Origin of the sequence: Streptomyces sp. NPDC005438, assembly GCF_040606315.1 — a bacterium.
GTDB lineage: Bacteria > Actinomycetota > Actinomycetes > Streptomycetales > Streptomycetaceae > Streptomyces.
Genome location: NZ_JBEXEP010000010.1, coordinates 29,735 through 45,895 on the forward strand (window position 1 = coordinate 29,735; position 16,161 = coordinate 45,895).

Annotated in this window: 14 protein-coding genes; 8 read left to right on the forward strand and 6 right to left on the reverse strand. The window is 72.6% G+C overall.

Annotated elements, in window-relative coordinates; translation table 11 throughout:
* Positions 1-95 precede the first annotated feature (95 nt).
* A complete protein-coding gene (zapE, locus tag ABZT14_RS20510) occupies positions 96-1,193 on the reverse strand; it encodes a cell division protein ZapE (protein ID WP_356304799.1) in 1,098 nt (365 codons plus the stop codon).
* Between the two features lie 77 nt (positions 1,194-1,270).
* Here zapE and ABZT14_RS20515 point away from each other — a divergent pair, with 77 nt between their 5' ends.
* Positions 1,271-2,053 carry a pyrimidine reductase family protein gene (locus ABZT14_RS20515; RefSeq protein WP_356304801.1) on the forward strand — a complete coding sequence of 261 codons (783 nt, stop codon included), beginning with the start codon at positions 1,271-1,273 and terminating at the stop codon, positions 2,051-2,053.
* A 118-nt stretch (positions 2,054-2,171) separates the two neighbouring features.
* The gene (locus ABZT14_RS20520; protein WP_356304802.1) at positions 2,172-2,639 is read left to right on the forward strand and encodes an indole-3-glycerol phosphate synthase; all 468 of its coding nucleotides are present in this window, start codon (positions 2,172-2,174) and stop codon (positions 2,637-2,639) included.
* Positions 2,640-2,742: 103 nt separating this feature from the next.
* Here ABZT14_RS20520 and ABZT14_RS20525 read toward each other — a convergent pair whose 3' ends face one another.
* Positions 2,743-3,756 carry a hypothetical protein gene (locus ABZT14_RS20525; protein WP_356304804.1) on the reverse strand — a complete coding sequence of 338 codons (1,014 nt, stop codon included), beginning with the start codon at positions 3,754-3,756 and terminating at the stop codon, positions 2,743-2,745.
* Between the two features lie 111 nt (positions 3,757-3,867).
* Positions 3,868-4,401, reverse strand: coding sequence for a GNAT family N-acetyltransferase (locus ABZT14_RS20530; RefSeq protein ID WP_356304806.1), 534 nt, complete (start codon positions 4,399-4,401; stop codon positions 3,868-3,870).
* A gap of 190 nt (positions 4,402-4,591) precedes the next feature.
* On the opposite strand from ABZT14_RS20530, the gene murC reads away from it, so the two are divergent.
* The 4 genes from murC to ABZT14_RS20550 all read left to right on the forward strand — a co-directional run bounded on the left by murC (position 4,592) and on the right by ABZT14_RS20550 (position 8,073).
* Complete coding sequence (gene murC / locus ABZT14_RS20535; protein ID WP_356304808.1) at positions 4,592-5,989, forward strand: UDP-N-acetylmuramate--L-alanine ligase; 1,398 nt, start codon at positions 4,592-4,594, stop codon at positions 5,987-5,989.
* 8 nt (positions 5,990-5,997) lie between these two features.
* The gene (gene msrB, locus ABZT14_RS20540) at positions 5,998-6,405 is read left to right on the forward strand and encodes a peptide-methionine (R)-S-oxide reductase MsrB (protein WP_356304810.1); all 408 of its coding nucleotides are present in this window, start codon (positions 5,998-6,000) and stop codon (positions 6,403-6,405) included.
* 90 nt (positions 6,406-6,495) lie between these two features.
* Positions 6,496-7,122: a LysE family translocator gene (locus ABZT14_RS20545; RefSeq protein WP_356304812.1), complete on the forward strand. Its 627-nt coding sequence runs from the start codon at positions 6,496-6,498 to the stop codon at positions 7,120-7,122.
* A gap of 342 nt (positions 7,123-7,464) precedes the next feature.
* The gene (locus ABZT14_RS20550; RefSeq protein WP_356304814.1) at positions 7,465-8,073 is read left to right on the forward strand and encodes a DUF1707 and FHA domain-containing protein; all 609 of its coding nucleotides are present in this window, start codon (positions 7,465-7,467) and stop codon (positions 8,071-8,073) included.
* Positions 8,074-8,161: 88 nt separating this feature from the next.
* On the opposite strand, the gene treY is transcribed toward ABZT14_RS20550, so the two are convergent.
* Together treY and glgX are read right to left on the reverse strand one after the other, a co-directional pair.
* Positions 8,162-10,570, reverse strand: a complete 2,409-nt coding sequence (treY, locus tag ABZT14_RS20555) for a malto-oligosyltrehalose synthase (RefSeq protein WP_356304816.1) — start codon at positions 10,568-10,570, stop codon at positions 8,162-8,164.
* Positions 10,571-10,645: 75 nt separating this feature from the next.
* Positions 10,646-12,778 (reverse strand): glycogen debranching protein GlgX, encoded by a 2,133-nt coding sequence (glgX, locus tag ABZT14_RS20560; protein WP_356304818.1) that lies wholly within the window; start codon positions 12,776-12,778, stop codon positions 10,646-10,648.
* A gap of 193 nt (positions 12,779-12,971) precedes the next feature.
* On the opposite strand from glgX, the gene ABZT14_RS20565 reads away from it, so the two are divergent.
* Positions 12,972-14,213 carry an SAV2148 family HEPN domain-containing protein gene (locus tag ABZT14_RS20565; protein ID WP_356304820.1) on the forward strand — a complete coding sequence of 414 codons (1,242 nt, stop codon included), beginning with the start codon at positions 12,972-12,974 and terminating at the stop codon, positions 14,211-14,213.
* 261 nt (positions 14,214-14,474) lie between these two features.
* A complete protein-coding gene (locus ABZT14_RS20570) occupies positions 14,475-15,566 on the forward strand; it encodes an acyltransferase (protein WP_356304822.1) in 1,092 nt (363 codons plus the stop codon).
* Here the strand turns inward: ABZT14_RS20570 and ABZT14_RS20575 are convergent.
* Positions 15,554-16,129: a TetR/AcrR family transcriptional regulator gene (locus ABZT14_RS20575; RefSeq protein WP_356304824.1), complete on the reverse strand. Its 576-nt coding sequence runs from the start codon at positions 16,127-16,129 to the stop codon at positions 15,554-15,556. The genes ABZT14_RS20570 and ABZT14_RS20575 overlap by 13 nt on opposite strands.
* Positions 16,130-16,161 lie beyond the last annotated feature (32 nt).

Consider the following 16,161-nt stretch of genomic DNA (forward strand, 5'->3'; position numbering starts at 1 on the left):
CCCAGGTGTCTACCACGCGGTGGGCGACGCGGGAACGACGCCGACCCGCCGGCTTCACCGCCCGGCGGCGGCACGTCGATGGGGTGACCGCCGCGTCAGGACAGGTGCGCCGCGTCCCGCGCCAGGGCGGTCAGCCGGGAGACGGCCCGGAAGTACTTCTTACGGTAACCACCGCGCAGCATCGCCTCACTGAACAGCCGGTCGAAGGGCTCGCCGGAGGCCAGCACCGGCACCTCACGGTCGTACAGCCGGTCCGCCAGCACCACCAGCCGCAGCGCGGTGGACTCGTCGGTGACCTGCTCCACCCCGGTCAGACACACCGCGCGTACGTTCTCGGTCAACGCCCCGTACCGGCTGGGGTGCACCCGCGACAGGTGCTCCAGCAGCGCGGGGAAGGCGTCCAGGGAGGCCCCCGGCACACCGTGCGCCCAGGCGGTGACCGACTCCTCGTCGGCGGGCTCCGGCGCCTCGGGCAGCCCCCGGTGGCGGTAGTCCTCACCGTCGATGCGCAGCGGGCGGAAGTGGGCGCTCAGCCCCTGGATCTCCCGCAGGAAGTCGGCGGCGGCGAACCGTCCCTCACCCAGCTTGCCGGGCAGGGTGTTGGAGGTGGCGGCCAGTGCCACCCCGGCCTCCACCAGCCGGCCCAGCAGCGAGGACACCAGCACGGTGTCCCCGGGGTCGTCCAGCTCGAACTCGTCGATGCACAGCAGCCGGTGGCCGGACAGGGTGCTCACCGCCTGTTGGAAGCCCAACGCCCCCACCAGGTTGGTGAGTTCCACGAAGGTGCCGAACGCCTTCCGCTCGGGTGGGGCGTCGGTGGCGTGCCACAGCGAGGCCAGCAGATGGGTCTTGCCCACCCCGTAGCCGCCGTCCAGGTACACGCCCCGGGGAGCGCCGGTCGCCTTGGCCGGACGCCGGAACCACTTGCGGGGACCCGTGGCGGAACCGCCCTCCCCACCCAAGGAGTCGGCGAACCGGCTCAGGACCGTCACCGCCTCCGCCTGACTGGGCTGGGCCGGGTCCGGTACGTAGGTGTCGAAGCGCACCGCGTCGAAGCGCGGGGGCGGCACCATCTCGGCGACCAGGCGTTCCGGGGCCACCTGGGGGTCCCGCTCGCACAGGGACAGCGGCGCCGAACGCCCGTCGTCGCTGGGGGGAACCGGGCCGGGGTCACTGGTGGAGGTGAGGGACACGGCGCCCAGTGTAGGAGTGGCCGTCTCCGGGGACGGCACCGCGTGCCGCCGAGGTGGGCCATGCCACACTGCCGGCCATGCGACGCCTGTTCCCCCCGCCGGGGGCCGACACGGACCCCGGCGACCTCACCGACCGCCAGTGGAGCCTGGACGAACTGGCCGACCTGTACGCCTACCCCCCGTACCCCGGCGAGGGGCGCGGATGGCTGCGGGCCAACATGGTCAGCTCCCTCGACGGTGCCGCCCACCACGAGGGGCGGTCCCAACCCCTGTCCGGCGAGGGGGACATGAGGATCTTCGGGGTGCTCCGTGCCCTGGCCGACGTGATCGTGGTCGGCGCGGAGACGGTGCGCCAGGAGGGCTACCGGGGGGCCAAGGCACGCCGGGCCTTCGCCGAACGGCGCCGGGCGGCCGGCCAGACCCCGGCGGCGGCCATGGCGGTGGTCACCGCCAGCATGGAACTCGACTTCTCCTCGCCCCTGTTCACCACACCGGTCACCCCCACCCTGGTCCTCACCGGGGCCGGGGCACCCCAGGACCGGGTACGGGCCGCGCGGGCGGCCGGGGCCGAGGTACTGCTCGCCGGCGAGGGCACCGGGGTGGACCCCGCCCGCGTCCCGGGCCTGCTCGCCGAACGGGGCCTGTGGCGGCAACTGTCCGAGGGCGGCCCCCGACTGCTGGGGCAACTGAGCGCGGCCGGCGCCCTGGACGAGGCCTGCCTGACCTGGGCGCCCCGGCTCGCACTGGGGGACGCCCCCCGGATCATGGACGGTCCGTCGGTCGACGTTCCGGTGGACCTCACCCTGGTGTCCCTGCTGGAGGAGGCCGGTTTCCTGTTCAGCCGCTACCGTCGTAGTTGATCTCCGGTCGACCCCGGCCGGAGATCACGGCAACGGCAGGCTTCGTCGCCCCGAGGCGGGGCAGTAGCCGCGTAGCAGGAAGCAGCCGTCGCATCCGCCGAGCCGAAGGACGCCCTCCGTGTTTACCACCGTTCTGATGATCGAGAAGCCACTGTCCGCCCCCGACGTGGAGACGGTCACCACCCTGCACGGCGACGAACCGCTGTCGTTCGTGGTGCTGCTCCAACCCCGGGGCGACCAGGACGTGTTGCTCCGGGCCCTGGACGACGTAGCCCTGGGAGAACTGAGTGACGCGGTACGGGAGGGGGAGGAGCCCGAGGGCGGCGAGGCCCGCCAGCTCGCCGAGCGGGCCCTCCAGCACTCGCTGAACGTGCTGCGGAAGACCGGGGCCGAGGCCGTGGGCCGGCTGGTGGAGGACCACCCCCTGCGGCTGCTCGGCTCCGTGGTGGAGGAGGTCGGGGCGGACGAGGTCATCGTGCTCACCGCGCCCCACCTGGTGGAGGAGTTCTTCCACCGGGACTGGGCCTCCCGGGCCCGCCACAAGGTCGGGGTGCCGGTGCTGAAGCTGTTCGCCCACAGCGAGTGAGCGGCGGTGGCCGCCCGTCTCGAAGAGGAGCCCCGTTCCCCGGCGCCGTACCGGTTCGGGGCGCCGCCCCCTCACCGGGGTCACAACGGCCGATCGGCCACGGTCACCCCGTGCCGGCGTCGCTGACGTACCGGTTCGGGGCGCCCTCCTCGGCTGGGCGGAGCGCCAGGGTGGCGGTGGGCGTGGGCTCGGTGGAGGTGTCGAGGAACGGGGCCACTGTCTCGGCGAGCGCCGCCATGCGCGTCCAGAACCGCTCCGACGTCAGCTTCCAGAAGGCGCCGCGAAGAACGAACAGTTCGTCGCCCACGATCTCGATCTGGGTCGACCGGCCGAACGCCATGGCCTGCTCCACGACCCCGCTCTCCAGCAGTTGCCGCAGCAGCGGGTACTCCGGCTTGGTGGACCGGATCAGCAGTTTCCCCGGGCCCGGGACCGGGGTGACCTCGCGCAGCGCCTTGACCCTGACGGGCGTCTTCCGCGCGACCAGGGTGCGGGGGTAGGACTCGCGCAGGCGCAGGATCGCGTACCCGGCTTCGTAGCCGCTGGCCTCCCCGACACCGTCGTCCCAGGTCTCCTCGTAGTTCGCGACGACGAAGCCTCGCGGCCCGGGTACCTCGAACCGGTCCAGGTGCCGACGCTTCGGGGCGGAGGCGAAGAGGTGGGCGGCGGGCCGGGACACCGAGGGCGTGGCCTCGTAGCCCAGGCCGTTGACGCGGGCGAACTCCGTCAGCCGGTGGCGGCGGCCGACGCGGGGCCCCCAGTGGTCGTCACGGAGCAACCACAGCAGCGTGGCCAGGACGAGGGCCCAGGCCACGCACCACAGCAGGGACACGGCGACCGTGAACGAGGTGATCCCCTCGGCCGGGAGGAGCACCGCCGGCAGGCCCACCGCGAGCGGGCCGAGCAGCAGGGCGAGCCAGGTCCGCTCGGCCCGCCACCACCACCGGGGCTCGGTCAGATCGTCGCCGTGCAGCCCGGCCGCCGTCTCCGCCCGGAAGCGCCGGGCGCTCCGGCGCGGCGGACGGTTCGTCAACGGCCGGGTGTCGAACCGCCCGACCCGGTCGACCACCGGGCGGGACTGCTGGGATACGTCACTGTCCGAGACCATGTACGGCACCGCCCCGATTCTGTTCGCTCCGCCTCAGCGTCGCACGGGAACTCCCGGTCGATCCAGAGGGGTTGGGGGCCCAGGAGCCGGATACGACAGCGAACGCTGACTCGGGACACGTCAGAGGTGCTTCACGGTGAACAGCGTGGTCCCGTGCGCCGGGTCCACTTCCTTCCGGTCGGTCTCGGTGAACCCGACCTTGGCCAGTACCCGGCGCGACGCGGTGTTCCAGTCCCAGACCGTGGCCCACAGACGTGCGTACCCGGAGGATCGCGCCCACGCCGACACGGCCCACGACGCCTCGGTGGCGTATCCCTGACGCCATACCCGGCGTAGCAGCTCGAACGCGAGTTCAGGTTCGCCCACCGGTCCCCGCCCGCTGTCCACCAGACCGCAGTAGCCGATGACGTCACGGGACGCCTTCCGTTCGACCGCCAGCAACCCGGTCGACCACACCCTGTCGGTACGGATCGAGTCCGCGAGTTCCCCGACGGTCGGGCGTCCGTCCCCGTCGATGCGGCGGTGCGGTGGCACTCGGGGATCACGTTCGGCCCACAGCTGACGCTGGACGACAGCCTCGGCCACCCGCCAAGGTCGCAGCAGCAGGCGGTTCGTCTCCAGTGCGACCTCGCTGTCCGGCGCCCCAGCCTTCATGGCCGCAACCTTCTCACGGGTGAAGGGCGCCGCCTCGGAACGGTCCGCGCCGTACCCGCCGAGGACGGCCGTCGACGTACGGGGCGCACGGGACGGTACGGCACCCGGTGGGGCGCCCAGCGCATAGGCTGGGCGGGTGCCGCGCCCCGGTCGCGGCCACCCTCAGCACCGCAGATCCAGGAGTACCGTCATGCCTGCCGCCCCCGTACCGTCCCCCCTGGAACGGCCGCACTTCCTCGGCATCGGTGGTGCCGGGATGTCCGGTATCGCCAAGATCCTCGCCCAGCGCGGGGCCACCGTCGCGGGCAGCGACGCCAGGGAGTCCGACGCGGTACGGGCCCTGCGTTCGCTGGGCGCCGCCGTCCACATCGGCCACGCCACCGAACACCTGGCGCCGGACGCCAGCGCGGTGGTGGTCTCCAGCGCCATCCGCCCGGACAACCCGGAGCTGGCCGAGGCCCGCCGCCGGGGGTTGCCGGTGGTGCACCGCTCGGCGGCGCTGGCCGCCGTGATGGAGGCCCGCCGAACCCTGGCCGTGGCCGGCACCCACGGCAAGACCACCACCACCTCGATGCTGGCCGTCGCCCTGGGGGTGCTGGACCTGGACCCCTCGTACGCCATCGGCGGCGACCTCAAGGGGCCGGGCACCAACGCCCACGAGGGGGCGGGCGAGATCTTCGTGGCCGAGGCGGACGAGAGCGACCGCAGCTTCCACGCCTACGCGCCCGAGGTCGCCATCATCCTCAACGTGGAGTTGGACCACCACGCCAACTACGCGTCCATGGAGGAGATCTACGAGTCGTTCCTCACCTTCGTGGACCGGGTCCGCCCCGGCGGCACCCTGGTGATCTGCGCCGACCACGAGGGGGCCCGGGAGCTGACCCGCAGGGTGCGGGCGGCCTCCGACCTGAGGGTGCTCACCTACGGCGAGGCCCCGGACGCCGACCTCCGCCTGGTCGAGGTGGAGCCCCGTGGCATGGCCAGCGAGGTGACCGTGGAGTGGGAGGGCCAGCGGCTGAGCTTCAACCTCCAGGTCCCCGGCCGCCACAACGCCCTCAACGCGATGGCCGCCCTCGCGGCCGGGGACGCCATGGGGGTGCCGCCGAAGGAGCTGGCCATCGGCCTGGGCGCCTACACCGGGGTGGGGCGCCGGCTCCAGCTCAAGGGGGAGGCCCGGGGGGTGCGGGTGATCGACTCCTACGCCCACCACCCCACCGAGATGGCCGCCGACCTGGAAGCGGTACGGGCCGGGGTGGGGGAGGGCCGGGTGCTGGTGGTCTTCCAGCCCCATCTGTTCAGCCGTACCCAGGAGCTGGGCGTGGAGATGGGCCACGCCCTGGCCCTGGCCGACGCCTCCTGGGTGCTGGAGATCTATCCCGCGCGGGAGGACCCCATCCCCGGGGTGACCAGCGAACTGATCGTCCAGGCCGCCCGGGGCGCCGGGGCCGTGGTGACCCCGGTGGCCTCGGCGGAGGAGGTGCCCGGACTGCTGGCGGGAATGACCAGGCCCGGTGACCTCGTTCTGACCATGGGCGCCGGCGACGTCACCGAGCTGGGCCCACTGGTTCTGACCGCGTTGGAGAGGTGAGGATTCCCATGGGTTACGAGGTGGAGAAGTCCGACGACCAGTGGCGGGCGGACCTGAGCGAGGCCGAGTACCAGGTGCTGCGCCGCTCGGGCACCGAGCCGGCGTTCACCGGTGAGTACACCGACACCAAGACCGAGGGCGTCTACGAGTGCCGGGGCTGTGGGGCCGAGCTGTTCCGCTCCGACACCAAGTTCTCCTCGCACTGCGGCTGGCCCAGCTTCTACGACCCGGCCGACTCCCAGGCGGTGGAGCTGATCCCGGACCACTCGTTCGGCATGACCCGGATCGAGGTCCGCTGCGCCCGCTGCGGCTCGCATCTGGGCCACGTCTTCGAGGGCGAGGGCTACCCGACCCCGACCGACCAGCGGTACTGCATCAACTCCGTCTCCCTGCGTCTGGTGCCCGTCGAGGGCTGAGGGGCGCTGAGCTGAGCCGAGCTGTGGGCCCCTGTCCGGGTGGCGGTATCCGTTTGACGCCCGCCGAGACGGGGGCCGCATCATGGCGGCATGAACCACACCCTCCTGCCCTTCCTCGGTGCCTGCCTGCTGATCGCCCTGTCACCGGGGCCCAGCACCGTGCTGATCCTGCGGAACTCGTTGCGGGGCCGGCGTCCGGGGATGCTCACCGTGCTGGGCAACGAGACCGGGGTGTTCGTCTGGGGCGTGGTAGCGGCCCTCGGGCTGACCGCGCTGCTGGCGGCCTCCCAACTGGCGTACACCGTGATGCGGTTCGTCGGGGCCGGGGTGCTGGTGGTGTTCGGCGTACAGGCGCTGTGGTCGGCCCGCCGGTCCAAGGAGCGGGAGCGGCTGGGCGTACCCCTGGACCAGGCCCCGCTGTCCGGTTGGCGCTGCTACCGGTCCGGGCTGCTGATGAACCTCGCCAACCCCAAGGCCGCGCTGTTCGCCCTGTCGTTCCTGCCGCAGTTCGTACCGGCCGGGGCGCCCCAACTGCCCACCATGGTGGCGCTGGCCGCGCTGTGGGCGGTGTTCGAGACGGCCTACTACAGCACCTACGTGTGGGGGGTGGGCCTGCTGCGGGGCGTGCTGTCCCGGGCGGGTGCCCGCAGGTGGCTGGAGCGGGTCTCCGGCGGGGTGCTGGTGGCCCTCGGCGCCCGCCTCGCGCTCCAGGGCTGACCCCACGGTCGGCGCGCGGGACGCCCCGTACCCGGTGTCGGCCCGTGGCTCGTGAGGCGGCTGCTTCGGGAGGTACGCCCACGAGGTACGGCCGTGACCACCGGAGACGGTGGTCGGCCCACCCTCGGTGAGGACGGCGGGTGTCCGTCCCGGAAGCGCCAACACCCGCACCGCGCGGGAGAGTTGGCGTGATCTTCCCGTACGGGGCGGGGGAACCGGCCCCTCCGGTCCGGGAGCCGGCGCGCTGTCCACCCGTGGTGGGCGGGCGCGCATGTCACAGCCCTGCCATGGGCCCTGACGAGCGCTGGACAGCTCCGTCACCGTTCTCCGAAGATGGTCGCCATGATGTCTTCCGAACTTGAGGGTTCCTTCGCGCCGCGCGTCTCCGACGCGGACCGGGAAGGCGCGCTGGAGATGCTTCGGGAAGGCGTCACCGCCGGCCGGATCTCCCAGGACACCTTTGTCCAGCGCACCGAGGCGGTCCTCCAGGCCCAGCAGTACGAGCAGTTGGAGGACGCCGTCAACGACCTGCGGCTGCCCTACCAGCCGCGTGCCGAGGTCGAACCGGACGGGCGGCTGCTGTTCCGCATGGTGGGTGCGGTCTCGGGGTTGCCGTCCCGCATCCGCCGGGCCTGGCGCAACGGGGCCTCGGCCCCGGAGCTGCTGCTGCCGGCCCCCGCCCCCCAGCCTCTGTCGATCGGGCGCTCCTCGGGCTCGATGCTCCGGCTCAACCACTACACCGTCTCCCGCAACCACGCCCAGATGAGGGCCACCCGCCAGGGGTGGACGTTGCGCGATCTCGGCTCCAGCAACGGCACCTGGGTCAACGGCAGACGGGTCACCGGCAAGGTGGTGGTGCGCCCCGGCGACCTGGTGCGCTTCGGCGACATGGCGTTCCGTCTGGTGGCCCCGCCCCCCGACGACCTACGCCAACTCTCCTCCTCCCGCTGAGACATCGGCGGGTTCGCGCGGCGGTTCAGTGAGGCTCCCGGTGCCGCGAGCCGCCCGCGACCTCGCGGCACGCCGGACCCCGGGCCCGTCAGGCCCCCGGGACGTCCTCGCGCACCAGCAGGGTCACCGGACAGGAGCCCAGCAGTGCGGCGAGGGGTGCCCCCTCCGGCACCGGGTCGCCCGAGGCGAGGTCGCGCCAGTGGCCCTCGGGCAGCGGCAGGTGGGTGTCGCGCCAGCCCCCGGACTCCGCCAGCCGTACCGACAGCCGGGTGGTGACCGCCACCACCGCGTCCGAGCGGACGAAGGCCAGGCAGTGCGCGGCCCCGGGGCCGCGGGCGGTGAGCGGCTCGTAGTGCGCCCGGGCACCGAACCACTCGCGGTGGTCGCGCCGCAGCCGGAGGGCCTGTGCCGTCCACCGGAGTTTCTCCGCCTCCAGGGAGGCGGGGGGTTCGCCCTCGTCCAGGGACCGGAGCAGTTCGGGGCGTGGGGTGAAGGGGCGGCGGTTGTCCGGGTCGACCAGGGCGCGGGTGTGCAGCTCGTCCCCCTGGTAGAGGTCGGGCACTCCGGGGGACAGCAGGTGCAGCAGGGTCTGGCCCAGTACGTTGGCGCGCAGGTGGGGCGCCAACTCGGCCGCCAGCCGGGCCAGTTGGGGCGGCCAGTCGGCGGCCGGCCCGCTCTCGCAGAACCTGCGCAGGTCCCGTTCGTACTCCTCGTCCGGGTCGGACCAACAGGTGCGCAGCCCGGCCTCCCGTTCGGACTTCACCATCGCCTGGGTGAGCCGCTGGCCGGAGTGCGGGCCCATGGCCCAGGCGGTCTGCCAGGCGCACCACTCCAGTCGGCGTTCCGGGGCCGGGTATCTCGGGCTCAGTTCCTCCAGCAGCGCCGACCAGCGGTCCGGGCACTGGGACAGCACGGCCATCGCCGCCCGTACGTCGCCGCTGCGCTTGGTGTCGTGGGTGCTGGCCAGGGTTCCGGTGAGGGGCCAGTCCCGTTGCAGTCGGGTCGCGTGCCGGTGGAACTCCTCGGTGGACAGCGCGGGGCGGCTGGGATCCCCGCCGACCTCGTTGGCGCTCAGCAGCGGGGTGTAGCGGTAGAAGGCGGTGTCCTCCACGGACTTCGCGCGTAGAGCGGAGGAGAGCTGGGCGAACCTGGTGAGGAACTCCGCCTCCTCGCGGCCCTCGCCCAGCCGTCCCAGGGCCAGGTCGCGCACCACGTCCACCGCCTCGGACTCGGCCGGCACGGCGAACTCCGCCCGGGCGCCGCTGGCCGCGCGGGCCAGCATCCGGGTGTCGACCTCGCGGGCGGGGGCGCCGGGGACCGCGTACGGGCGGTAGACCGGGAGCCGTACCAGCAGTTCGACCAGTGCGGTGCGCAGGGCCCAGGGCGCGTGGTCGCGCAGTCCCAGGGCCCAGGAGCGGGCGCAGATCCGGGCCGCCAGCCGGGCCAACCTCTCGGTCTCGGCGGCCAGTTCGCCGTTCAGCAGCTGGTGGGCGGCGGTGTGCGCGGTGCTGGGCCAGTCCCCGCCGAGCTGGTCGGCGAGTCGGGTGAAGTCGCGGTACCGCCGCTCCAGTTGGGCCGCTCCCTGGCCGTCGGTGAGCACCGCGTCCACCCGGCGGAGGGTGTCGTAGCCGGTGGTGCCGGCCACCGGCCAGCCCAGGGGCAGCCGTTCCTGGTCGGCGAGGATCTTCTCGGCCACCACCCAGCACCCCTCGGTGGCCTTGTGCAGCCGCTCCAGGTAGGCGCGGGGTTGGGCCAGTCCGTCCGGGTGGTCCACTCTCAGCCCCTGGATGATCCCCTCCCGTACCAGGCGGAGGATGGTGCGGTGGGTCTCCTCGAAGACGCCCGGATCCTCCACCCGTAGGGCGATCAGGTCCGAGACGGTGAAGAAGCGGCGGTAGTTCAGCTCGGTGCGGGCCAGCCGCCACCAGGCCAGGCGGTAGTGCTGGGCGTCCAGGAGCCGGGGCAGCGGCAGGATCTCGGTGCCCTCGCGCAGCGGGAAGACATGGGTGCCGTAGCGCAGGGTGTCGCCGCGCACCTGGAGCTGGGGGAGTTCGCCGCGCAGCGGGCCGGCGAGCACGGGCAGCAGCACCCGGCCGTCCTGGGCGGACCAGTCGATGTCGAACCAGCGGGCGTAGGGGGAGTGGGGGCCCTCGCGGAGGACCTCCCACAGGGGACGGTTGAGGCGGGTGTCGCGGGGGAGGGCCATGTGGTTGGGGACGATGTCCACCACCAGGCCCATCCGCCGGTCCTGTACGGCGCGGGCCAGGGACCGCAGACCCTCCTCGCCGCCGAGTTCCTCCCGTACCCGCTGGTGGTCGGTCACGTCGTAACCGTGGCTGGAGCCGGGCTGGGCGGTGAGGAGGGGGGACAGGTGCAGGTGGCTGACACCGAGGTCGGCCAGGTAGGGGACCGTCCGCTCCACGGCGGCGAACGGCAGACGGGGAGAGAGCTGAACGCGATAGGTCGCCGTGGGCACCTCGGGCGGGGCAAACGTCATACAAGGGTACGTACCCCGCTTCGCCCCTTCCCAGAGCCGGCCGGCGAGGCGAACCGCCAAGCCGGGGGCGGTAGTTCACCCGATGGCGCCATCGGCTCCCGAGGGCCGGTGCAGCACGGTCAGGCTGTGTTCCACCAGGACCAGTGACTGGCCGGAGGCCAGCTCCCGTTCCCGGTCCGGGTGCCCGGTCTCGCTGACGGTGTCCAGCGCCGGCCGCCAGCCGGGCCCCAGTCCGGGCGGCACCGTGAACTCCCGGGCCCGGCCGTGGGCGTTGAACAGCAGCAGGAAGGAGTCGTCCACCACCCGTTCCCCCCGGGGGCCGGGCTCGGAGATGGCCCCGCCCCCCAGGAAGACGGTGAGCGCGTTGGCCTGGCGGTCCCAGTCCTCGGGGCTCATGGGCGGGCCCTCGGGGGTGAACCAGGCGATGTCGGCCAGCTGGCCGGCCCGGTCGTCGGGTGGCCCGCCCCGGAAGAAGCGGCGCCGCCGGAAGACCGGGTGCGCCTGCCGCAGCCGTACCAGCGACCGTACGAAGTCCCGTTGGCGGAGCCGTTCGTCGCCCTCCTTGGGCCAGTGCACCCAGGACAGCGGGCCGTCCTGGCAGTAGGCGTTGTTGTTGCCGTGCTGGGTGCGGGCGAACTCGTCGCCGTGGCTGAGCATCGGCACGCCCTGGGAGAGCATCAGGGTGGCCAGCAGGTTGCGCATCTGACGCCGGCGCAGCGTCAGGACGCGTGGATCGTTGGTCTCGCCCTCGGCGCCGCAGTTCCAGGAGCGGTTGTGGTTCTCGCCGTCGCGGTTGTCCTCGCCGTTGTCCTGGTTGCGCTTGTGGTGGTAGGCGACCAGGTCGTGGAGGGTGAACCCGTCGTGGCAGGTGACGAAGTTGACCGAGGCCAGGGGGCGCCGACCGTCGTGCTGGTAGAGGTCGGAGGAGCCGGTCAGCCGGGAGGCGAACTCGGACAGCGAGCCGGGTTCGCCGCGCCACACGTCCCGTACCGCGTCCCGGTAGCGGCCGTTCCACTCGGTCCACAGCGGGGGGAAGTTGCCCACCTGGTAGCCGCCCTCGCCCAGGTCCCAGGGTTCGGCGATCAGCTTGACCTGGCTGACCACGGGGTCCTGCTGCACCAGGTCGAAGAACGAGGAGAGCCGGTCCACCTCGTGGAACTGGCGTGCCAGGGTGGCCGCCAGATCGAACCGGAAGCCGTCCACCCGCATCTCGGTGACCCAGTAGCGCAGCGAGTCCATGATGAGCTGGAGCACGTGGGGATTGCGCATCAGCAGTGAATTACCGGTGCCAGTGGTATCCATGTAGTAGCGCGGGTCGTCCGTGAGGCGGTAGTACGAGGCGTTGTCCAGGCCACGGAAGGAGAGGGTGGGCCCGAGGTGGTTACCCTCCGCGGTGTGGTTGTAGACCACGTCCAGGATCACCTCGATCCCGGCCTTGTGGAGGGCCCGTACGGCGTGCTTGAACTCCAGCACCTGCTCCCCGCGGTCCCCCCAGGAAGCGTAGGAGTTGTGTGGAGCGAAGAAGCCGATGGTGTTGTAGCCCCAGTAGTTGGTCAGCCCGGCGCTGGCCAGCCGGTGGTCGGTGACGAACTGGTGCACCGGCATCAACTCCAGCGCGGTCACGCCCAGTTCGGTCAGGTGCTCCAGGATCGCCGGGTGTGCCAGCCCCGCGTAGGTGCCGCGCAGCTCCTCGGGCAGCGCGGGGTGGGTCATGGTCAGGCCCTTCACATGGGCCTCGTACAGCACCGTGTGGTGGTAGTCGGTGCGCGGGGGCCGGTCGTCGCCCCAGTCGAAGTACGGGTTGACCACCACCGAGGCCATGGTGTGCGGGCCCGAGTCCAGGTCGTTGGGCTGGTCCGGGTCGTCCAGGCGGTGCCCGTACAGCGCCTCGTGCCAGCGCGGCCGTCCGCTGACCGCCTTGGCGTAGGGGTCCAGCAGCAGCTTGGCGTGCTGGCAGCGGTGGCCGCGCCCCGGGTCGTAGGGCCCGTGCACCCGGAACCCGTACCGCTGACCGGGCATCACCCCCGGCACGTAGGCGTGCCGGACCAGGGCGTCGGACTCCCGCAGCTCCACCGAGGTCTCCACGCCGTCCTCGTCCAGCAGGCACAGCTCGACGCGTTCGGCCACCTCGGAGAACACCGCGAAGTTGGTGCCCGCACCGTCGAAGGTGGCGCCCAGCGGATAGCCGCGCCCCGGCCAGACCTGCATACGACCCCTCTCGGTTGCTGGTCACCCGGGGTGGGCGACCGGTCCGATCCTCGCTCAGGGCGGCGTCCACGGTGGCGGTGTCGGCGCGGGTTCGCCCGTACGGACGCGGGCCCGGGGGGCTGCCGTCACGGGGTTCACACCGCCGCAGTACCCTTCCTTGATCGAATCCCAGGCTCCGAAAGGCGGTGCGTAGGTGGGCTCGGGAGGGCTTGAGCTGCCCCCAGGTGAAGCGGACGGGGGCGACGCGGGCACGCCCGGTCCCGCGGCCGTCTCCCTCGCCCAGCCCCTGGAGGTCGGCGCGGAGCTGGAGTGGGGCGCCGAGACCTGGGCCGAGGTGCGCACCCGGGCCCAGCGGGCCGGCCGCGCCTACATCTGGCTGAACCTGGTCGAACAGCGCCTGCGGGCGGTGATCTCCGCCGTGCTGCGCCCGGTGTACGAGCCGGTGCACGGGGACGAGTGGGTGATCGCCGCGGCCGGGCCGGCCGGCCAGGAGTGGGTGCAGCGCGCGGTGGCCGTCCGTGAGGTGAGCCGGCGCAAGGGCTACCTGCTGGACCCGGCCGACGACAACCTGCTGTCCTTCCTGACGCTGCCCCAGCTACGGGAGCTGATGGTGCAGCACTGGCCCTGTTTCGAGCCGCACTTCGCCGAGCGCCGGGAGATGGAACTGGCCCTGGACGAGCTGGAGGTCGCCCGCAGCGCGGTGGCCCGCAACCGGGCGCTGTCCACCACGGTGCTGGCCCAGGCGGAGCGGACCTGTGAACGGCTGCTGGAACTGCTGGGCCGGGGTTCCGAACGGGACCGGCGGGTGCCGGTGGACGCGGTGGAGGAACTGGTGGGGGACCGGTTCGCCGACGTCATAGGGGTGCACCCGGACCGGGTGCGGCTGCAACGCCGGTTGCCGGCCGAGGAGTTGTTCGGTGGGGCCCGGCGTCTGGACGCCATCGGGATAGGCCTCAACCTGCTGGTGCAGAACTACTCCGGCCGCCGGCTGCTGCGGCTGGCGGAGGCGGGCGCCCGCGTGCGGTTGCTGTTCCTCAACCCGGCCAGTTCGGCGGTGCGCCGACGGGAACGCGAACTGGGCATGAAGAAGGGCGAGTTGAGCCGCTCGGTGGAGAACAACATCCTGCACGTACGGCGGGTGCGCGCCCGGCTGCGGGACCCGGGGGCCTTCGAGATCCACGTGTTCGACGAGACGCCCCGGTTCACCGCCTACCTGGTGGACGGGGACAGCGTGGACGGACTGGCCGTGGTGCAGTCGTACCTGCGGAGGGTGCGGGGGATGGAGGCGCCGGTGCTGGTGCTGCGCGGCGGCAGCCGTGGCCCCCTGCGGCAGTCCAGCGACGGGCGGCCGGCGGACGAGGAGCAGCACGGGCTGCTGGAGACCTACCGCGAGGAGTTCGAGGCGAGCTGGCAGGACTCCCGGCCGGTGTCCTGAGCGCCCTGAACGGGGGGTGCCGGGCTCCCCTCCGTGAAGCCCGGCACCGGAGGGCCAATCCATGGGATGACCCTGTGCCAAGCCATCCCCTAAGGGGCCCGGGGCGTAGGGTACGCAACCGCCGACGATCCGCGTACCGTCCGGCCGTGGCTGTCGGGAACCGCACAGTCCGCCCCGGCCGGGGGCAAAACCCGTCTGCCCGCTCCGTGGTGTTGCCCCGCCGTTCTCCTTCCGTCCATCCGGCTGGCCAACAGTGTGCGGGTGGTCAACGAAGCAGTCGCCCAACCCCAGCAGCAGTCCGCCCAGGTCACCGGGGAGCCGCCGTCCAGGCCCGCCCGGGAGCACCGCTACGACGTGGACCTGATGCGGCTGCTGTGTTCCTGCGCGGTGATGCTGGGACACGTCGGCGCCACCTTCATCGCGGCCACCGACGGCCAGCCGGACAACGGCTCCGGCGCCTACTGGGTCGGGCACGTCGCCGAGGGCTTCAACGCCTTCGCGGTACCGATGTACTTCGCCATCGCCGGCTGGGCCGTGCTGGTCGGGGCACCGCCGGCGGACGGCGCCCGGATGTGGCGGCGGGTGGTGCGCAACACGGTCCCGCTGTTCGTGTGGACCGCCCTGTACCTGGTGTGGGCCTGGGTGCGGGACCGCAACGAGGAGCCGATGACCCGGCTGGGCGTGGACGCGCTGTTCGGCTCGGTGCGGCCGGCGTACCACCTGTGGTTCATGTACAGCTACATCCCCATCATCGTCATGCTGGCCTTCGCCGTACTGGTACGGGCCGGCCAACGCCCCTGGCGCCTGGGCGCCGCGCTGCTCGCGGTCGCCCTCGCCCCCCAGGTCCTGGGCACGCTGGGGGAGTTGACCGGCTGGCACGTCCCCGAGGTGGGCTGGGGCTTCGGTACCTACGCGGTCGTCTACGCCGTCGGCGGTGCCCTGCTGTTCGGCCTCCCGGAACGGATGCCGCGCCGGGTGCGGCTGGCGCTGCCGCTGGTGTGGCTGGGCGCGGTCGCCGGATGCGTGTGGTACGACACCCAGATCCACTACGTCATCGCCAACGCCCACGTGTTCGTGGCCGCGATGACCGTGGCCGTCCTGCTGATGGTGCACCGGCTGCCGATCCCCGTCCGCCTGCGCCCCACCCTGGCGAAACTGGCCAACGCCGCCCTGGGCGCCTACCTGGTGCACGTGTTCTTCGTGGAGGAACTGGTACGCCGCATGGTCAGCCCCGACCTCAGCGCCCCGCTCGCGGCACTGGTGCTGGTGGTCGGCCTGTCCCTGACCATGGTGCTGTCCTACGCCGCCAGCCTCGCCTGGGGCGCCCTGAAGCTGCGCCGCTACCTGGGCTGAGCCGCCCACCCCGGCTCCCGCGCCGGCAGCCCGCGCAGCAGGACGTCCAGGAACAGGTCGAAGCGGGGCGCGTCCGGGCCGAGGTCGTGGCCCCTCTGCTGGGCGCCCAGCCACTGCACGACGCCCAGCCCGAAGACGTACCAGCTCTGTTCCGCCAACTCGTCGGACGCGCCCGCGAGTCGGAACGCCGAGACCGCGCGGTCGCGTAGGCGGCCGAACGCCTGCGCGTTGTGCCGGTGCGGCATCGCCACGTGGGTCGCGTACCCGGGTACGGCGAGGAACTGGTCATGCATCCGCCAGGCGAGGTCCGCCAGCCACTGCCGCCAGGTGTCGGCCGTCGGCTCGGCGGTCGGCAGGATGCGTTCGACGATGACCTCGCCGACGAGGTCGAGGAGTTCGTCGCGGTTGCCGACCCAGCGGTAGAGCGCCGAGTGGGAGACGCCGAGCCGCTCCGCGATGTCGCGCATGGTCACGGTCCGCAGGTCGCTGCTCAGGGTGGCGTCCACGATCCGCTCTCGACTCAGCCGTGCCGGGCGGCCGGGCTTGGGGGTTCTCGCCTTCACGCACGCCAGTCTACGAATCCGGTCAGGCTATT

What these genes read in the sequence shown, in the direction of transcription:
- treY (WP_356304816.1), bottom strand. Translation starts at nt 10,570, where the DNA reads ATGACGTTTGCCCCGCCCGAGGTGCCCACGGCGACCTATCGCGTTCAG.
- glgX (WP_356304818.1), bottom strand. Translation starts at nt 12,778, where the DNA reads ATGCAGGTCTGGCCGGGGCGCGGCTATCCGCTGGGCGCCACCTTCGAC.
- murC (WP_356304808.1), top strand. Translation starts at nt 4,592, where the DNA reads ATGCCTGCCGCCCCCGTACCGTCCCCCCTGGAACGGCCGCACTTCCTC.
- ABZT14_RS20515 (WP_356304801.1), top strand. Translation starts at nt 1,271, where the DNA reads ATGCGACGCCTGTTCCCCCCGCCGGGGGCCGACACGGACCCCGGCGAC.
- ABZT14_RS20530 (WP_356304806.1), bottom strand. Translation starts at nt 4,401, where the DNA reads ATGAAGGCTGGGGCGCCGGACAGCGAGGTCGCACTGGAGACGAACCGC.
- msrB (WP_356304810.1), top strand. Translation starts at nt 5,998, where the DNA reads ATGGGTTACGAGGTGGAGAAGTCCGACGACCAGTGGCGGGCGGACCTG.
- ABZT14_RS20545 (WP_356304812.1), top strand. Translation starts at nt 6,496, where the DNA reads ATGAACCACACCCTCCTGCCCTTCCTCGGTGCCTGCCTGCTGATCGCC.
- ABZT14_RS20550 (WP_356304814.1), top strand. Translation starts at nt 7,465, where the DNA reads ATGATGTCTTCCGAACTTGAGGGTTCCTTCGCGCCGCGCGTCTCCGAC.